Raw genomic sequence first — 18282 nt, 5'->3', positions numbered from 1 at the left:
CCTCTATACCGGCGCCTCGCTGCGGCCCGCCCGATCGAAGACGCTCGCGTCCGACAGCAGCGCCGCACGCAACATCCCTTCCGGCACACCCATGCCTTCGACGAGCGTGAGTGCGTCCGGGCGCAGCCGGTCGACCAGCTCGTTGACTCCCCTGCGCACGGCCTTGGCGCGTTCGACCGACATGAACCGGTGCATGATGAACCAGGCCGAATTCTCCTCGAGCATCGAGTACGCGAACAGATCGCAGACCGTCTCGGCGAGGTCGCGTGCCGCCGGATCCTCGATGCCCGCAATACCTTCGATGAATTCCTCGAGAATCAACCGATCGATGTGCGCGGCGCCCGCGGCGAGGATGTGGTCCTGCGCGTTGTTGAACGCTTCGAACGGAGTCGTGTCCTTCGCGCGTGCGCGCAGCCGGTGGCCTGCGGTGCGCACCAAATAGTCCTCACGGTCGGCGAACAGCTGCAACTGCACCGAGCGGCGTGACACATCGGCCTCGTCGACGGTGTCGTCACCGCGGTCGCGCAGTGTCTGGATCAGTTGGCGCACACCCGAACGCTTGCGCACCACGTCACCGGCCATGGTCGCGGCGAAGCGCACCCAGCCGAGCGCATCGAGCTCACGAATCTCGTCCGAATAGGCGGTGAGCAGTTCCTTGGCCACCAGCTGGGTCAGCACGACATTGTCGCCCTCGAAGGTGGTGAACACATCGGTGTCGGCTTTGAGCGTGACCAGCCGGTTCTCGGTGAGATAGCCTGCGCCGCCGCAGGCTTCGCGGCACTCCTGGATGGCGCGGGTCGCATGCCTGGTCTGCGCGACCTTCAGGCCCGCGGCCCGCGTCTCCAGCGCCCGCTGCGAGCCGGGGTCCAGGTCCTGACCGGTCTGCACGAGATGCATACGGCGCACCAGATCGTTCTGCGCGAAGGCCAGCGCGTAGGACCGGGCGATCAACGGCAGCAACCGACGCTGGTGACTGCGGTAGTCGAGCAGCAGCGTCTCCTGGCCGGTGTCCGGGTCGGAGAACTGACGCCGCTCGAGCGCGTACCTCGTCGCGATGCTCAGCGCGACCCGCGCACCGGCGGCCGCGGCGCCGCCGACGCTCACTCGACCGCGCACCAAGGTGCCGAGGGTAGTGAAGAAGCGTCGGCTCGGATTCTCGATCTCGGTGTCGTAGGCGCCGTCCGGAGCTACATCGGCGAATCGGTTGAGCAGGTTCTCCCGTGGCACCCGTACCTGGTCGAACACGATGCGCCCGTTGTCGACACCGGGCAGCCCGCCCTTGAGCCCGTCGTCGTAGGTGGTGACGCCGGGCAGATCATTGCCGTGCTCGTCCCGGATGGGGACAAGCAGACAGTGCACGCCACGGCTCTCGCCCTGGGTGATCAGCTGCGCGAAAACCGCTGCCATCCTTGCATGTTCGGCCGCACCGCCGATGTAGTCCTTGCGCGCCGACGGCGTCGGCGAGTGCACGACGAATTCCTGGGTGTCCGGATCGTAGGTTGCGGTCGTCTCGAGGTTGGCGACGTCGCTACCGTGCCCGGATTCGGTCATCGCGAAACAACCGAGCAGATCCAGCGACAGCAGCGCCTTGACCACATCGCGGTGGCGTTCGGTGCCGAGGTTCTCCACGGCACCGCCGAACAGGCCCCACTGCACACCCGATTTCACCCACAGTGACAGGTCCGCGTATGCCAGCATCTCCAAGGCGACGACGGCCGCGCCGGGTTCTCCGGTACCGCCGTTCTCCAGCCGGAAGCCACGCTCGGCGATCCCCATGGTCGCGATGGCCCGCATCTGGTCGAGGACCCGCGCCCGCGCTGCCTTGTAGTCGAGGTAGGGGTCTCCGGCGAATTTCTCGTCCGCGAGCCGGCCGCGGGCCTCTTCCCGGACCGCGCCCCATGGTCCGTCGAGTGCTGCGCGAAGGTGATCTGCCGTCGAGGCGGTGCCGGTAGTCATCACTCGACATTAGCCCGCCCCGGTCCGGGCAAACCGTGACAGTTGACACGACATCCCGCGCGAACTCTTGCCTCTCGTTGAACGAGTGTTTAAGATGTTGAACATGCGTTTAATCGAGGAGCCCTACCGCAAAGACCCGCCGAGATAGAATTCGCCGTGACACAGACCTCAGATCTCACGACCGCCGCCCGAATTCGCGATGCCGCGATCGAGGTGTTCGGTGAGCACGGATTCCAGGTCGGAGTTCGTGTCATCGCCGCCGCCGCCGGCGTTTCCCCCGGATTGGTGAACCATCACTTCGGCTCCAAGGACGGCCTGCGGGCCGCCTGTGACGAGCGAGTGCTGGAGCTGACCAGGAATGAGAAGGCCAAGGCGACCACTGCACCGAGCATCGCGAAAGGCATGCTCACCGCGCTGGCCGACATCGAGGAATACGGACCGCTGGTCGCCTACATGGTGCGCAGCCTGCAATCGGGCGGCCCACTGGCCGAATCCCTTTTCGAGCACATGGTTTCCGATGCTGAGGTGTACATCCAGGCCGGAGTCGACGCCGGCAGCATCAAGCCGAGCCGAGACCCGGCTGCGCGCGCCAGATATCTGATGATGCTCAACCTCGGCGCGACCCTGCTCTACGTGCAGATGCGTCAACAACGAGGCGAGAAGCTCGACTTCCGCAAGATCACCCGTGAGCTCACCGAAGAGCTCACACCACCTGCCCTGGAGTTCTACACCCAGGGCCTACTCACCGACCCCTCGATTTTGGACACACTCACCAAGGAGACCTGATGTCCGACATCATCGAAGTTCATGATCTGCACAAGAACTTCGGCCACTTCACCGCGCTCGACGGACTCGATCTCACGGTCAGCGAAGGTGAAATCCACGGCTTCCTCGGCCCCAACGGGGCCGGCAAGTCGACCACGATCCGCATCCTGCTCGGCATCCTGCGTGCCAGCTCAGGGAAAGTCGCGCTGCTCGGCCGCGACCCGTGGGCCGATGCGGTCGCCCTACATAGCGAAATCGCTTATGTACCAGGTGATGTCACACTATGGCCGTCGCTCTCCGGCGGCGAAACCATCGACCTGCTCGCCAGAATGCGCGGCGGCATCAACGAACAGCGGCGCACCGAGCTGATCGGACGGTTCGACCTGGATCCGCGCAAGAAGGCGCGGACCTATTCGAAGGGCAACCGGCAGAAGGTCGCGTTGATCTCGGCGCTCGCCTCCGACGTGCGCCTGCTGCTGCTCGACGAGCCGACCTCGGGTCTGGACCCGTTGATGGAGCAGGTATTTCGTGAATGCGTCGCGGAAGCCAACCAGCGCGGCACCACAGTCCTGTTGTCGAGCCACATCCTGTCCGAGGTCGAGGTGCTGTGCGATCGGGTGACCATCATCCGGGCCGGCCGCACCGTGGAGAGCGGCTCGCTGGCGGCTATGCGACACCTCTCGCGCACCTCCATCACCGCCGAATTGCTCGGCAACCCAGGCGATCTCACCCGCATCCCCGGCGTCGAGGATGTCGAACTCGACGGTTCGACACTGCGCTGCCAGGTGGAGGGTGAGCACCTCGGCGAGTTGATCCGAGTGCTCGGCGACACCGGCGTACGCAGCCTCGTCAGCGCGCCGCCGACGCTGGAAGAACTGTTCATGCGGCACTACCACGTCGACGGCAACGACTCGCGGACCGCCGCCACGCATTCCGGAGAGAAGGTGCGAGCATGACCACCATCACCGCCGGCAGGCACCACGCGGCCCCGGCCGTGCGCGGCTCGGCCGACTTCGCCGGTACCGCCGAGTTGCTTCGCCTCTATCTGCGCCGCGACCGAATCGTCTTGCCACTGTGGGTACTCGCCTTCGGCATGCTGCCCGCCTTCTACGTCGCGAGCACCAAGAGTGTCTACGACACCCAAGCCGAGCTCGACAACTACGCCAAGTCCATCACCGAAAGCCCCGCACTTGTCGCCATGTACGGGCCGGTGTTCAGCACCGAACTCGGCTCGATCGCCCTGTGGAAGGCCGGGCCCTACTTCGCGATCATCGCGATCGCGACGATCCTCACCGTCATTCGGCACACCAGGGTCGAAGAGGAAACCGGACGCGCCGAGCTGGTCGGCGCGACCAGCATCGGCCGCTATGCCGGACTCACTGCAGCCATCCTGATGACCGCGGCAGGTTGTCTGGTCGCCGGAATCCTGTGCACGCTACTGCTGACCGCCAACGACCTGCCCGCCGCCGGTTCGCTAGCCTTCGGGTCGGCGCTGGCCGCATCGGGTCTGGCCTGGGCCGGTGTCGCCGCGGTCGCCGCCCAAGTCAGCACCGGCGCGCGAATCGCACGCGGCGTCGCGTTCGGCGCGCTCGGGTCCGCGTTCGCGCTGCGCGCGGTCGGCGACGCGGGAAATGGTGTGCTGTCCTGGTTTTCACCGCTCGGCTGGTGCATCCAGATGCGGCCGTATGCGGATGAACGATGGTGGGTGCTGATTCCGCTCGCGGCGGTTGCCGTGCTCACCACCGCAGCCGCCTATGTACTGCTGAGCCGGCGCGATACCGGCTCGGGACTGCTCGCGGAGCGCCCCGGACCGCCGGTCGCGGCGCCGACGCTGTCCGGACCGACCGGGCTGGCGTGGCGGCTGCAGCGCGGCTCACTGCTGGCCTGGTCCGTCGGCTTCCTCCTCTACGGCATGTTGATGGGCGGCGCCCTCGACTCCGTCGGCAAGATGCTCGACAACAGCCAACAGATCCGCGACATGCTCGCCCGGGTCGGCGGCACCGATGTCCTGCAGAATTCCTTCATCACCTTCGCGATCGCCATGCTCGCCGTCGCGGCGGCCGCCTACTCCATCTCGGCGGTGCTGCGCCTGCACGAGGAGGAATCAAGTCAGCGCGCCGAGGCGACCCTCGCCGGGTCGGTGGGCAGGGTGCGGTACGCGGTGAGCCACATCGGTCTCGCACTGCTCGGTCCGGTGGTAGTCCTGATGATCGCCGGCGCGGCGATCGGCATCGTCTACGGCGCGATGGACGGTGACCTGGCCGCCAAGCTGGGCGACACACTCGGCGCGGCGGCGGTTCAGCTGCCCGCGGTGTGGGTGGTGACCGGAATTGCCGTGGCCATTTACGGCATAGTGCCACGATTCACGCCGGTCGCTTGGGGCGTTCTGAGCGTCATGATGGTGATCTTCTTCCTCGGCTCGCTCGACGGACTGCCGCAGTGGCTCGTCGACCTGGTGCCGTTCGTCCATCCGCCGAAGCTGCCCGGCGCGGCCTTCCACGCGGCCCCGGTGCTGTGGCTGCTCGGGATCGCGGCCATGTTGCTGACAGTTGGCATCGCCGCCTTCCGCCGTCGCGACCTGCGCTGATCGCGAGGCGACCCGCCAGGGGTTCCCGCTCCTGGTGGGTCGTCGCGCACGCGCCGACCTGGTGCGATAACCAGCAGCGATGAACGATTTGTTATGCCGGTGAGCTTTTGAACAAGGGAACCGACTGGTTGCTGTCTGTAATGTCCAACTCGCAATACAGCAGGCGAACCAAGCAGACGAGGACCATGTCGAGAGTTACCAAGCGACTGACCGGGCTCACCGCGGCGCTAGCTATCGGGCTGACAAGCCTTTCCATTGCCGCCCTACCCGCCCACGCGGAGGAGGGCCAAGAGCAGGCCCCTCACTACGCGCCGACCATGCTCATCCTGGACGCATCAGGTTCCATGCAGCGTCCCGACCCGGCGGGCACCATGATGGATGCCGCCAAGAACGCCGTACGGACTTTCGTCGGCTCGGCACCCGCCGAATCCAAGGTGGGGCTGACTGTTTACGGCACAAGCACCGGGAATGCCGAGTCCGACAAGCCGGCCGGGTGCCGGGACGTGCAGGTGCTGCACCAGCCGGACACCCTCGACAAGGCGGCGCTGACCAGCGCGGTCGACGGCATCAAGGCGAGCGGCTGGACACCGATGGGCACCGCGCTGCGCCGAGCCGCCGCGACACTGCCCAAGTCCGGACCGCGCTCCATCGTGCTGGTCTCCGATGGTGACGACACCTGTTCCCCGCCCGACCCGTGTGAGGTCGCAAGGGAATTGAAGCAGCAGGGCCTCGACCTGGTGATGCACGCGATCGGCTTCGCCGTGGACGCCAAGGCCCGCGCCCAGCTCACCTGCATGGCCCAGGCCACCGGCGGCACTTACACCGACGCGGCCGATGGCCCCACGCTCGAGCGGACGCTGCCACGAGTCAGCGCGGCCGCGCTGCGCAACTACAAGGCGGCGGGGGCGCCGATCACCGGCACCGCCGGCTACGACACGGCACCGGTTGCCACTGCGGGTCAGTACCTGGACACCATCGGCCAGAAAGAAAAGCGCTACTGGGCCGTCGATGTGCCCGCGGGCGCCACCACCTACTTCAGCGGCACGCTGTCGTTCCCGCGGCTGCCGAACATCTCGTCCACCGACGACATCAATACCCTCCAAATGCGCGTCTACGGCGCAGATGGCAAGGACTGCAACGTCTTCGAATCCGAGATGACAACCAAGTCGAGTGACGGTGAAGCGCTCACCGTCGCCAAAGCGTTCGATGGCGCGACCAAGGAACGCAAGGACGGCAGCAGCTTCGACAAGTGTAAAGGCGGGGGCCGGTACTACTTCGCGCTGACCTGGGATCACGTCTCCAACGGGGTACCAGAACGACTGCCGATCGAATTGCTCGTCGGAATCGAGCCCGCCGCAACCGATCCCGGTCCGGTGGCCGTCCGTCCGGAGACGACCTTCACCGAGCCGATCGGTGCCCGCACCACGGCGACCGGCGGCGGCTCGTTCAATGTCGCCTCCACCCTGACCGGCAGCGGCAGCTACGCCGACACCCTGCGGCCGGGCGAGTTCGTCTTCTACCGCGTGCGGTTGAACTGGGGACAGGGGCTGGCGTATCGGGTGCACTACGGCGAGAACGGCAACCGCGGCCTGAGCGGCATCTCGAATATCCGCACCACCCTGTACTCGCCCATCCGTGAGGAGATCGACGAGGACTTCGCGGCCTACACCGGTACCGACAATGTGCTGCCGTCCAACAAGCCCGCGCTGGCGACCGTGCCGATCCGGTACAACAACCGCAAGGCCGACGACCTGGACATTCGCCGGCAGGCGGTCGCCGGCTGGTATTACATCGCGGTCAAAGTGGGCTCGACCTTCGAGGAAGGCGGAACCAACCCGGTCCCGATTCGCCTGGATCTCACCGTGTCCGGCGCCCAAGAGGACGGACCGAAGTATTCGACCTCGGCCACCGACGGCGTGTTCGGCGAGAACACCACACCTGCGGCCGGCGGAAAATCCACCGGTGGCCGCACTCCCGAGGCCGCGAGCGCGGCGAGCGCGACCGACTCGAAGTCGTCGACGTTGATCGTGGTGGCCATTGTCGGGGCGGTGGGCGTCGGCGTGCTCGGTGTGGTCGGCGGCTGGTTCTTCGCACGCAGGCGTCGCGGCTAGCACGAGAGTCCGCCCGCCGCACCGGGTTTACCCCGGTGCGGCGGGCGGAAGATAGGTGCGGCAGCGCCGGTGTCAGCGGGCTGCTTCGATGCCCAGCTTTCCTGCCAGCCGCGTCAGATAGGCGCGCACATCGTCCGCATCGCGGTCCGGCAGGCCGAAAACCACCTCGGTGACACCGAATTCGGCCCACTGCGCGAGCTGGGCGGCATCGTGCCGTCCGGCCAGCGCGATGACCTCGGGGGTCCCCGTGCGGTCGTGTTCGCGCCAGACCCGGTGCAACAGTTCTATCTTGGTATCCAGACCTTCCTCGGTCGGCGTGGTGAGCCAGCCGTCGGCATTCTTTGCCAACCAGGTGAAGGACTGTTCGGTGCCCGCCGCACCCAGGATGACCGGGATGTGCTTCTGCACCGGCTTCGGCCACGACCAGCTCGGACCGAAGTTCACGAACTGTCCGGCGAAGCTTGCCTCCTCCTCCGACCAGAGGGCCCGCATGGCGTCCAGATGCTCGCGCAACACCGTCCGGCGTTTACCGGCGGGCACCCCGTGATGGGCGAGTTCGTCGGTGTTCCAACCGAATCCGACGCCCAGGCTGACCCGGCCGCCGGACAGGTGATCCAGCGAGGCGAGGGTTTTGGCGAGGGTGATCGGATGGTGCTCGGCGGGCAGCGCCACCGCGGTCGACAAGGTGATCCTGCTGGTGACGGCGGCAGCGGTGGCCAGCGCGACCCACGGATCGAGCGTACGCAGGTAACGGTCGTCGGGCAGGCTCGCATCGCCGGTGCGCGGATGTGCCGCGGCACGGACCACCGGGATATGGGTGTGCTCCGGCACGTAGAAGGCATCGAAGCCGGCCTGTTCGGCGGCTGCCGCCGCATCAGCGGGCGTAATGCCCCGGTCACTGGTGAACAACACAATTCCGTACCGCACTGTACGCGCTCCCATCGCAGAATTAGAACAAGTTCTACCACCTTTCCGGGACAGGACCAAGGCCCTTGCCGCACCGAATGAGAACCAACACGCCCGCCGCGAACAGCGCGGATGACGCGGGCACCCCTAGATGACTAGGTTCGCGTCCATGGGCTCTGACGCACTTCCGGAAAGAGACGACGTCGATCCGCGGATCGACGAACTCGGCGGGCGGCGCGCGCGATGGTTGCGTCGGCCACCGCGAATTCCGGTGGTGAGTCAGGCCGTCGGGCGCTTGGTCGCCGACCGGCAGGCCACCGCCGACACCATCGTCGCTGCCCCGACTCCGCTGCAGCCGATCGATCTCACCGACGACGCCCGCGTCGCCGAGGTGCTCGATCTCGCCGTTCGCGTCGGCGAAGTGGTGCTGGCATCGGGCACCGGTGTCATCGACACGACCACTCAGGTGCGTTTCATCGCCGCCACCTACGGGCTGTCACGCTGCAGCATCGACGTCACCTATGACGCGATCAGGATCTGGGCCGATCGAGGTCCGGAATTGCCGCCCGCGAGCACCATGCGGATCGTGCATTATCGGTCGCTCGACTTCACCAGGCTGGCCGCCGTGGATCGACTCACGCGCCGCATCCGCAACGAAGTGGTCGCCCCGGAGGACGCGCGTGCCGCGCTCGACGCCATCACCTCGGCCCCGCATCCCTATCACCGCTGGATGGCCACCTTCGGCTGGTCACTGCTCGCCGCGGCCATTGCGGCCCTGCTCGGCGGCGGCGTGCTCGTCGCCGCAATCAGTTTCGCGACCACCCTGGCGATCGACCGGGCCAACCGGGTGCTCAATCGGTTCGGACTGCCGTTCTTCTTCCAGCACATGGTCGGCGGCGCCATCGCGGCCGCACCCGCGGTCGCGCTGGCCACACTGGCCGGGCCACTGCACATCAATGTCGACCCGACACTGATCATCGCGGCCGGAATCACCGTGCTACTCAGCGGTTTACAGCTGGTCGGCGCGGTGCAGGATGCCATCACCGGCGCGCCGATCACCGCGTCCGCGCGCATGCTCGAGGTCGTCATGATGACCGGCGGCATCATCGCGGGCATTACGGTCGCGTTGCGGATCGGCGACCTCGTCGGCGCCACGGTTCCGCCGGTGTATCTAGCCAGCCGCGACATCACCGACCTCGCGGTGAAGGTAATCGCGGGCGCGGTCGCGGCGCTGGCCTTCGCCCTTGCTTGCTATGCCGAGCGCCGGGCCCTTGCCGCCGCCGCGTGCAGCGGTGCCGCGGGCACGATCTGCTATCTGCTCGTACAGCAGACCGGTTTCGGACCGGTGGTTTCCTCCGGCGTAGCCGCCACCCTGGTCGGCCTCGCCGGTGGTCTGATGGCGCGTCGCGCATTGACACCGCCGCTGGTCGTCGCGGTCGCAGGCATCACACCGCTGTTGCCGGGACTCAGCGTGTACCGCGGTCTCTACGCGCTGCTCAACGACGAGTTGCTGATCGGAGCCAACCAGTTGCTCGCGGCCATCGGTGTCGGCTGTGCGCTGGCCGCGGGCGTTACCCTCGGCGAATGGTTCGACCGCACAGTGCGCAGGCCACGGATCCTGAGTCGCTTCGGTGCACTGCGCAGGCCGATCGTGCGACGCCGCCGAGCCGACCGCGGCTTCCGGGCCGCGTTGCGGGACTCCCGTGCGACTTCGGCGGTAACCCGGTATCGTCGTACCGGTTAGTTAGGGTAGCCATACAGCGGACGCCCGCGAGATAGCGAGGTGGTTTCGGACATGTCGGACACAATTCCGTTCTCGACGGCGATCCGTACCGCCACCGAGGAACAGCACACCGAGGCCGAGAACTCCCGGTTCATGAGCGACATGCTCGGCGGCGCGCTCGGTGTGGACTCCTATCACCGCTACACCGGTCAGCTCTGGTTCATCTACCGCGCACTCGAAGGGCGCTGGAACCACCTCTCCGACGATCCGGTAGCGGGTCCGTTCATCCGACCGGAACTGGCGAGGACCGCGGAATTGGAACGCGACCTCACCCACCTGATCGGACCGGCCTGGCGCGAAGACCTGCAACCGCTGCCCGCGACCGCCGCCTACGCCGCCCGCATCGTCGAGTGCGCACACCAATGGCCCGCCGGCTACATCGCCCACCACTACACCCGCTACCTCGGCGACCTGTCCGGCGGACAGGTCATCCGCGGCACCGCCGAAAAACTCTGGAACCTGCCGCATCGCGGCGATGGCGTGCGCTTCTACGTCTTCGATGCCGTCGGCAACCCGGCCGCCTTCAAGCGCGAATACCGGGCCCTGCTGGATCAACTGCCCTTCGACGAGCTCGAACGCCGCAGGGTGCTCGACGAAGGCAAGCGCGCCTTCGCCATGAACACCGCGGTCTTCGAGGAGTTGGCCGCCGAATTCCCGGCCCGGCGGCCATCCTGACCAGGGCCGTTCAGTACGCGCCTTCGCCGCGGGCCACGGCGCCGATGGTCTTGGCGATCAACAGCAGATCCAGCACCATCGACCAGTTCTCGACGTAGGAAAGATCCAGTCGCACCGAATCTTCCAGCGACAGATCCGATCGCCCGCTGACCTGCCACAACCCGGTGACCCCCGGCTTCACCAACAGCCTGCGCCGCATGTTGCCGTCGTAGGAGTCCACTTCGCGCTGCACCTGCGGGCGCGGCCCGACCACGCTCATCTGACCGCCGAGCACGTTGAGGAACTGCGGTAGCTCGTCGAGGCTGAACTTGCGGATGACGCGCCCGATCGGCGTGATGCGTGGATCGTCCTTCATCTTGAAGAACACCGGGTTGCCGCCGTTGCGCTCGATGAGTGCGGCGACATTGCTGTCTGCATCGACATACATACTGCGGAACTTGATCATCCGGAACGGCTTGCCGCCACGCCCGATTCGCTCCGACAGGTAGAACACCGGCCCAGGGCTGGTCAGCTTGACCGCAAGCGCGATGGCGAGCATCACCGGCGCGATCGCCAGCAGCACCGTGCCCGCGAAGCAGACGTCGAACACCGCCTTGCCGGTCGACTTGGCACGGTCGTACTGCGGTTTCGCAATATGCAGCATCGGCATGCCGGCAACCTGACGGTTTGTCAGGCGGGTGCCCGCGATGTCCACGACGCCGGGAGCCACGATCAGTTCCACCCCGATCGGGTCGAGTTCCCAGGCCATGCGGCGCAATTCGACCGGGCCGAGATGGTCGGTCGCGGTGACTGCGACGGTGTCGGCGCCGCTGCGACGCACCGCCTCGAGTACCGACCGGTCGTCGCCGACCACCGAATAGGTGCGCCCCGATGCTTCGATGCCGTACGCGGTGGCTCCGTTGACCCCGTCCGGAATGCACACACCGACCACCCGATAGCCGGAGTCCGGGTCGCGCGAGAACGCGGTCGCCATCGCCTGTGCCGCCTCGGCGCCACCTACCACCAGGACCGATGTCCGGTACTCGCCGACGCCGCGACGCGCACGCGCGTGCAGCCGCCACAACAACCTGCTGAACATCAGCCCGAGCAAGCCGAGCGGCAACGCGATCGCCAGATAACCACGCGCGAACTCGATCTGGAAGATCAGCGACGCGATGGCAAGGAAACCGAACAATCGCAATGTGGCCGAGACCAACCGCCGGTATTCCTCCGAGCCGATGCCGACCACCTGTGGTGACCGAGTATTGCACGCGGCCAGAAAGGTTATCCAGGCCAAAGCCAGTGTTGTAGAGACAACTCCATAGCCGACCTCATAAGGCATCGGCCAAGCCAGCGGCGGTGCGACCGGCCCACCGAAGCGAATGACCTGCGCCAACCCGACAGCGACGGCGATGACCACTGAATCCGTTGCCGCCAAGCGGCGTACATACTCGGCCTGCCAGCGCTCGCGTTCCGAGCGCGGCGAAGTCAGCGGCGGTCTGGATACATCCAGATCGTCGCCATCGGTGAGCTCGAAGCTCATAAGAAGACGCACCTCCCCCTGGGAGAGAAACTCGTTGCCCCCGATCGACATCGATCGGTCCCCTCGGCTCAGCCTGACCGCCTGGGGTGTTCCATCAGTCGGTGACCAGAAGCTGATTGTTACAGAACACAGTCTGTTTCACATATCGAATCACAAGGGCCGCAAAGTATTCCACGCGATAGCCAATAGCGGGACGGCCAGCTTGCCGCCCGTCACTCGACGATCGTTGTAGCGACAACCAAGCAGGTGAAGCACGTGCGCCACCGATTGCCGCGCTTCGCGATCAGGGTATTGCCCCCGACACTATCGGTAACTGTCCGGATGCTACCGATCGTTCATGGGGGAAATCCGTCCAGAAACCGCTATCACCCAGAAGATTTCAGCATCGCCATGCAGGCGATTCGTTGTAACGTCTCACTGGATCGCACCGACGTCTGGGGCGTGCCGGTAATGCGCCGGGCGATCAAACTAGCCGCAGAAGTGGGGCCTGCATGCGTTGTCGACTCTGTGATTCCAATAAGCTATCAAGCGTTCTCGACCTCGGCGCGACCCCACCGTGCGAGAAGTTTCTCGCCGCAGCCGAACTCGATCTCGCCGAACCCACCTTCCCACTGCACCTGCGTTTGTGTGACGAGTGTCTCCTTCTGCAAATTCCGGCATTGATCACGCCCGAGGAAACATTCACCGAGTATGCCTACTTCGCATCATATTCCGATAGCTGGGTTCGGCATGCCGAAGCTTTTGTGACCCACGCCATCGAAAAGCTCGGCCTCGGACCGGATTCGTTCATAGTGGAAGCTGCAAGCAACGACGGCTACCTGCTGCAGCACGCAGTCGCTGCGGGGATCAGGTGCCTGGGGATCGAGCCGTCGGTCAATGTCGGCGCAGCCGCCCGGCTGGCAGGCGTACCCACCGAAACCGCTTTCCTGGACGAGGATTCCGCCGCGAAGGTCCGCGCCCAGCACGGGCCCGCGAACCTGGTCGTCGCCAACAATGTCTATGCGCACGTCCCCGACCTGCGCGGTTTCACTCGCGGGCTGCGCGAGCTCATGGCCGACGACGGCTGGCTTTCCATCGAGGTGCACCACGCGCTGAACCTGATGCGCCTGGGCCAGTTCGATACGATCTACCACGAACACTTCCAGTACTACACGGTGCTCTCGGCCCAGCGGGCCCTCGCCACCGCCGGATTGACGGTGGTCGATGTCGAACTGCTTGCCACCCACGGCGGCTCGATTCGGCTCTGGGCACGGCCCGAGGCGGTCGCCGACGGGCCGAGCGAGCGGATGCTCGAGGTGCTCCGCACCGAAGAAGCCGCCGGTCTCCACGACGTCGCCGGCTACCGTGACCTGCAACCCCGTGCCGACGCGGTGCGGCAGGAGCTGCTTCGCTTCCTGCTCGAACAGCGCGCCGAAGGCAAACGCGTGGTCGGCTACGGCGCACCGGGCAAAGGCAACACGCTGCTCAACTATTGCGGCATCCGGCCAGATCTGCTCGACTATACGGTCGACCGAAACCCGTATAAGCACGGGAAGTTCACGCCAGGCACCAGGATTCCGATCCACGAGCCCGGGCGGATCGACAACGATCGGCCCGATGTCGTGCTGGTCCTGCCCTGGAATCTCGAAGCCGAGATCACCGAGCAGCTTCGCCACATCACCGAATGGGGCGCCCAGCTCGTCTATCCACTACCCACGCTGCACTTCGCCGCGCTGGACTCCGGCGCCGATCCGAGCAATCAAAACACCGAAAGGCCTGCGCGATGAAGGTTGTGCTGTTCTGTGGCGGCTACGGCATGCGGATGCGTGACGGCACCGACGACGTGATCCCCAAGCCGATGCAGATGGTCGGCCCCCGGCCGCTGCTGTGGCACGTCATGCGCTACTACGCACACTTCGGGCACAAAGAATTCATCCTGTGCCTCGGCTACGGCGCCCAGCACATCAAAAACTTCTTCCTGAACTACCAGGAATCGGTGTCCAACGACTTCGTGATCCGTGACGGTCGTGTCGAATTGCTGCACAGCGACATCAGTGACTGGTCGATCACCTTCGTCGACACCGGCGTCCAGTCGGCGATCGGCGAACGGCTGCGCCGGGTGCGCCCCTATCTCGAAGGCGAAGAGACCTTCCTTGCCAACTATGCCGATGTCCTCACCGACGCGCCGTTGGACGAGATGATCGAGAAGTTCACCGCTTCCGGCGCCGCCGCATCGATGATGGTCGTACCACCGCAGTCGTCGTTCCACTGCGTCGACGTGACGGCGAACGGCGAAGTCAAAGAAATCATGCCGGTGTCGCGGATGCCGATCTGGGAGAACGGCGGCTACTTCGTGCTCACCCAGGAGGTTCTCGACCTGCTGCCGCCGGGCGGCGATCTCGTCGAAGACGCCTGCGGCGCCCTGGCCGGACAGGGGCGGTTGTTCGGCTACCAGCACGAAGGCTTCTGGAAGCCCGCCGACACGTTCAAAGAACGCGCCGAGCTCGACGCGGGCTATCGCACCGGCGTTCGTCCGTGGATGGTGTGGGAGAAGCAGGACGCATGATCGCGCTGACCACCGCACCGCTGACCGAAATAGCTGTGCTCGGCGCGCATTGCGACGACATCGCCATCGGTATGGGCGCCACCCTGCTGACGCTGGCTGGGAAGCATCCCGGTCTGCGGGTCCGCGCCCTGGTGATTTCCGGCGGCGACAGTGAGCGGGAGTTCGAGGAGCAGACGGCGCTGGCCGAATTCTGTCCGAATGCCGATCTCGATCTCACCGTGCTCGATGTTCCCGATGGCAGAGCGCCCGCGCACTGGGACCGAATCAAGAACGCCGTGCAGCACTTCCGTGGCAAGGCGGATCCGGATCTGGTCTTCGCGCCACAGCGCGGCGATGCCCACCAGGACCATCGGCTGCTCGCGGAGCTGGTCCCCACCGAGTTCCGCGACCACCTGATACTCGGCTACGAGATCCTCAAGTGGGAGACCGATACCCCGCAGCCGACCGTATTCCACCCGGTCAGCACGGAATTCACGGAGGCGAAGGCCAGGCTGCTGCTGAAGCACTATCCGTCGCAGGCAGGCCGCGACTGGTTCGACGAGCAGGCGTTCACCGGCCTGGCCCGACTGCGCGGTGTGCAGTGCCGGGCCGAGTACGCCGAGGCATTCGTGATCGATAAGGTTGTCCTCGATTTGGGAGGGAAATGAGCATGCGAGTTCTGGTCACCGGGCACCAGGGGTACCTCGGAACCGTGATGGTTCCGGTGCTGCGCGCCGACGGGCACGACGTGGTCGGGCTCGATTCCGGGTTCTTCGCCGATTGCGTGCTCGGCGCGCTGCCCGGCGATCCGCCCGGCATCGCCGTCGACCTACGCGATGTGACCGTCGAGCAACTCGCCGGTTTCGACGCGGTGATCCACCTCGCCGCGCTGTCGAACGACCCGCTGGGCGCGTTGCATCCCGAGATCACCTACGACATCAACCATCACGCGTCGGTCCGGCTGGCCCGGCTCGCGAAAGCGGCGGGCGTCGCGCGCTTCCTGTATGCCTCGACCTGCTCGGTGTACGGTGCGGCCGGCGAAGAGCTGGTCACCGAAGACGCACCATTGAAGCCGATCACGCCCTACGCCGAGAGCAAGGTACGCGTCGAGGACGACGTCGCAGCACTGGCCGACGCCGACTTCACTCCGGTCTTTCTCCGCAATGCCACGGCATTCGGCTTCTCGCCGCGGCTGCGCGCGGACATCGTGCTGAACAATCTGGTCGGGTACGCAGTGCTCACCGGGGAGGTGAAGGTGCTCTCCGATGGAACGCCGTGGCGCCCACTGGTGCACGCGGCCGACATCGCGACCGCCTTCGCGACCTGCCTCACCGCGCCGACCGAGGCGATTCACTGCCGCGCGTTCAATATCGGCACCGAGGCCAACAACCTGACCGTCGCGGACATCGCGCAGGCGGTGGTGGACGCGGTCCCGGGTTCGCGGCTCAACATCACCGGGGAGAGCGGCGCCGATCCGCGCTCCTATCGCGTCGACTTCTCCGCCGCGCGCGAAGCCATCGGCTTCCATGCCGCATGGACCATTCCGGCGGGCGCGCAAGAGCTGTATCAGGAATACACAGCCAGGGGACTCACCAGTGACGACTTTTTCCACCGGTTCACCAGACTGCCGCACCTCGAGAAACTTCGCGACGCCGGGATTCTCGACGCTTCGATGCGGCGGGTCGGCGGTCGGGGTGTCACCGCACTCGTGTGACCAGGTGCTGCCAACTGCCCGCGGCGCGGTCGCGGGCGGAGACGACGGTGACCGGCAACGGCCAGCCGATGGCGAGGTCCGGATCGTCATAAGCAACACCGATGTCCTCGGTCGGATCATGCGGACGGTCGATGCGATAGCACACGTCGGCCGTCGCGGTGAGCGCCTGGAAACCGTGCAGGAACCCGGGCGGCACGTACAGGTGCCGGAAGTCGTTGTCGTCGAGCCGGAAAGACTGCTGCTGCCCGAAGGTCGGCGACGAGGGCCGGATGTCGACAAGCACATCGTGCACCGCGCCGTTCGCGCACCGCACCAGTTTCGCCTCGCCGCGCCCGGAGCGGCCGTGCATGCCCCGGACCACCCCGCGCATCGACCGCGACTGCGAGTCCTGCAGGAACGCTGCCGCGGCACCGGGCACACCCAGCGCGGCTTCGAACTCCTCGGCATCGAAAGTCCTGGTGAACAGCCCGCGTTCGTCACGAAAGGGCTCCGGCGCCAGGACAAGGACATCGGCGAGTTCGGTCGGCTCGATACGCACGTGGCCATGGTGTCACGACTGTGGCTGTCGTGAACGCCGACGGTAGCCCTTGCCGCGGTTGCGGAAGCGACCGGCTGACAACGGTGCTCGATCTCGGCGCCGTGCCCGCCGCCGACTACTTCCCCAGCGCCCACGCGGCGATCGGGGTCGAGGAAGACGCGCATCCGCTCCGCATGGATATGTGCGAGGCGTGTGGGCTCGCGCAGCTGGCCGACGACGACACCCGCACCGAGGAGCCGCGCGGCGTGGAACCGCAGGCGCTGCGCGATCAGGCCGCCGATGCGATCGCCCGGGTCGCGCAGGCGGGTCTGCTGCGCGGGACCACGGTGCGCGAGTTCGGCAGTCCGCACGGCGGCACCTGGCTGCCGCTGCTCGCCGAACGCGGATTCCGGACCAGCGCGGAGCCTGCCGACATCGTGCTCGACTGCTTCGGCATCATGCACGAACCGGATCAGGCCGCGGCAGTCAAGGACCGTGCCGCCGCCACCGCGCCGGACGGGTTGCTGCTGATCCAGTACCACTCGCTGGCCACCATCGTCTCGGCGGGTCAGTGGAACGCGCTGAGGCACGGACACTTTGCTTACTATTCGCTGGCCGCACTCGGCCGATTGCTGAAGTCGGCAGGCATGAGCGTAGCGACGGCATGGGAATTCGACCTCTACGGCGGAACCGTATTGGTCGGTGCAGTACACGGTGCGGTCGAGCCCGATCGAGCGGTGCAGGCCGTACTGGCCGCGGAGGCGGAACACACCGATGTTGCCGCCCTACGGGGGCTCCAGCACACGACCGACCAGCATGCCGAAATGTTGCGGGCTTGGTTGGAAGCGACCACCGCATGCGGACAACGCGTGTACGCCTATGGCGCCGCCTCCCGTGCGGTGGCGCTGTTCAGCCTGGCCGGCCTGCACCGCGGACTCGTCGCGGCGGTAGCCGACGCCTCGCCCGCCAAACACGGACGCCGGATGCCCGGCACCGATATTCCGATCATCTCCCCCGCCGAACTCGTCTCGGCCCGACCGGATTCGGTGCTGCTGACACTGCGTGACCTGCTGCCCGAGGTTCGAGCCGAGTTCCCGGAGCTGGAAGGACGTTGGGTGCTCGACGACCCGGCGGGCCCCTCGGAGGGATGGTGAAATATTGCGTTGAATTCGCTGTGCCGAAACCGGATTGTTGCTGAATCAACCCAACGTAGTTGACATGA

At 66.2% G+C, this 18282-nt stretch carries 15 protein-coding genes; 11 read left to right on the top strand and 4 right to left on the bottom strand.

Annotated elements, in window-relative coordinates; translation table 11 throughout:
• Positions 1-3 precede the first annotated feature (3 nt).
• A complete protein-coding gene (locus OHQ90_RS21305; protein WP_328400095.1) occupies positions 4-1956 on the bottom strand; it encodes an acyl-CoA dehydrogenase family protein in 1953 nt (650 codons plus the stop codon).
• Positions 1957-2112: 156 nt separating this feature from the next.
• Between OHQ90_RS21305 and OHQ90_RS21300 the strand changes: the two genes are divergently transcribed.
• The 4 genes from OHQ90_RS21300 to OHQ90_RS21285 all read left to right on the top strand — a co-directional run bounded on the left by OHQ90_RS21300 (position 2113) and on the right by OHQ90_RS21285 (position 7419).
• A complete protein-coding gene (locus OHQ90_RS21300) occupies positions 2113-2742 on the top strand; it encodes a TetR/AcrR family transcriptional regulator (protein ID WP_328400093.1) in 630 nt (209 codons plus the stop codon).
• Positions 2742-3677 (top strand): ABC transporter ATP-binding protein, encoded by a 936-nt coding sequence (locus OHQ90_RS21295; protein ID WP_328400091.1) that lies wholly within the window; start codon positions 2742-2744, stop codon positions 3675-3677. The genes OHQ90_RS21300 and OHQ90_RS21295 overlap by 1 nt, the downstream gene beginning before the upstream one ends.
• Positions 3674-5308, top strand: a complete 1635-nt coding sequence (locus OHQ90_RS21290; RefSeq protein WP_328400089.1) for an ABC transporter permease — start codon at positions 3674-3676, stop codon at positions 5306-5308. Before OHQ90_RS21295 ends, OHQ90_RS21290 begins: the two co-directional genes overlap by 4 nt.
• A 185-nt stretch (positions 5309-5493) precedes the next feature.
• Positions 5494-7419, top strand: a complete 1926-nt coding sequence (locus tag OHQ90_RS21285; protein WP_328400087.1) for a vWA domain-containing protein — start codon at positions 5494-5496, stop codon at positions 7417-7419.
• A gap of 72 nt (positions 7420-7491) precedes the next feature.
• On the opposite strand, the gene OHQ90_RS21280 is transcribed toward OHQ90_RS21285, so the two are convergent.
• Positions 7492-8346 (bottom strand): TIGR03619 family F420-dependent LLM class oxidoreductase, encoded by an 855-nt coding sequence (locus OHQ90_RS21280; protein WP_328412986.1) that lies wholly within the window; start codon positions 8344-8346, stop codon positions 7492-7494.
• Between the two features lie 244 nt (positions 8347-8590).
• Between OHQ90_RS21280 and OHQ90_RS21275 the strand changes: the two genes are divergently transcribed.
• Both OHQ90_RS21275 and OHQ90_RS21270 read left to right on the top strand, forming a co-directional pair.
• Complete coding sequence (locus OHQ90_RS21275) at positions 8591-10069, top strand: threonine/serine ThrE exporter family protein (RefSeq protein WP_442941483.1); 1479 nt, start codon at positions 8591-8593, stop codon at positions 10067-10069.
• A 51-nt stretch (positions 10070-10120) separates the two neighbouring features.
• Positions 10121-10783 (top strand): biliverdin-producing heme oxygenase, encoded by a 663-nt coding sequence (locus OHQ90_RS21270; protein WP_328400083.1) that lies wholly within the window; start codon positions 10121-10123, stop codon positions 10781-10783.
• A 10-nt stretch (positions 10784-10793) separates the two neighbouring features.
• Here the strand turns inward: OHQ90_RS21270 and OHQ90_RS21265 are convergent, their stop codons facing one another.
• Positions 10794-12356, bottom strand: coding sequence for a sugar transferase (locus OHQ90_RS21265; RefSeq protein ID WP_328400081.1), 1563 nt, complete (start codon positions 12354-12356; stop codon positions 10794-10796).
• A 440-nt stretch (positions 12357-12796) separates the two neighbouring features.
• Between OHQ90_RS21265 and OHQ90_RS21260 the strand changes: the two genes are divergently transcribed.
• Genes OHQ90_RS21260 through OHQ90_RS21245 form a run of 4 tightly spaced genes read left to right on the top strand, consistent with a single transcriptional unit; the run spans position 12797 to position 16543 of the window.
• Positions 12797-14071 carry a class I SAM-dependent methyltransferase gene (locus OHQ90_RS21260; protein WP_328400079.1) on the top strand — a complete coding sequence of 425 codons (1275 nt, stop codon included), beginning with the start codon at positions 12797-12799 and terminating at the stop codon, positions 14069-14071.
• A complete protein-coding gene (locus tag OHQ90_RS21255; protein WP_328400077.1) occupies positions 14068-14850 on the top strand; it encodes a glucose-1-phosphate cytidylyltransferase in 783 nt (260 codons plus the stop codon). Before OHQ90_RS21260 ends, OHQ90_RS21255 begins: the two co-directional genes overlap by 4 nt.
• The gene (locus OHQ90_RS21250; RefSeq protein WP_328400075.1) at positions 14847-15497 is read left to right on the top strand and encodes a PIG-L deacetylase family protein; all 651 of its coding nucleotides are present in this window, start codon (positions 14847-14849) and stop codon (positions 15495-15497) included. Before OHQ90_RS21255 ends, OHQ90_RS21250 begins: the two co-directional genes overlap by 4 nt.
• A 2-nt stretch (positions 15498-15499) precedes the next feature.
• Entirely contained in the window at positions 15500-16543 is a 1044-nt protein-coding gene (locus tag OHQ90_RS21245; RefSeq protein ID WP_328412984.1) for an NAD-dependent epimerase/dehydratase family protein, read from the top strand.
• Here OHQ90_RS21245 and rfbC read toward each other — a convergent pair.
• Positions 16527-17081 (bottom strand): dTDP-4-dehydrorhamnose 3,5-epimerase, encoded by a 555-nt coding sequence (rfbC, locus tag OHQ90_RS21240; RefSeq protein WP_328400073.1) that lies wholly within the window; start codon positions 17079-17081, stop codon positions 16527-16529. The genes OHQ90_RS21245 and rfbC overlap by 17 nt on opposite strands.
• A gap of 29 nt (positions 17082-17110) precedes the next feature.
• Here rfbC and OHQ90_RS21235 point away from each other — a divergent pair, with 29 nt between their 5' ends.
• Entirely contained in the window at positions 17111-18214 is a 1104-nt protein-coding gene (locus tag OHQ90_RS21235) for a class I SAM-dependent methyltransferase (RefSeq protein ID WP_328400071.1), read from the top strand.
• The last annotated feature ends 68 nt before the right edge of the window (positions 18215-18282 follow it).

Source organism: Nocardia sp. NBC_00403 (genome assembly GCF_036046055.1).
Classification (GTDB): domain Bacteria; phylum Actinomycetota; class Actinomycetes; order Mycobacteriales; family Mycobacteriaceae; genus Nocardia.
This window is presented reverse-complemented; position numbering and strand designations above follow the sequence as displayed.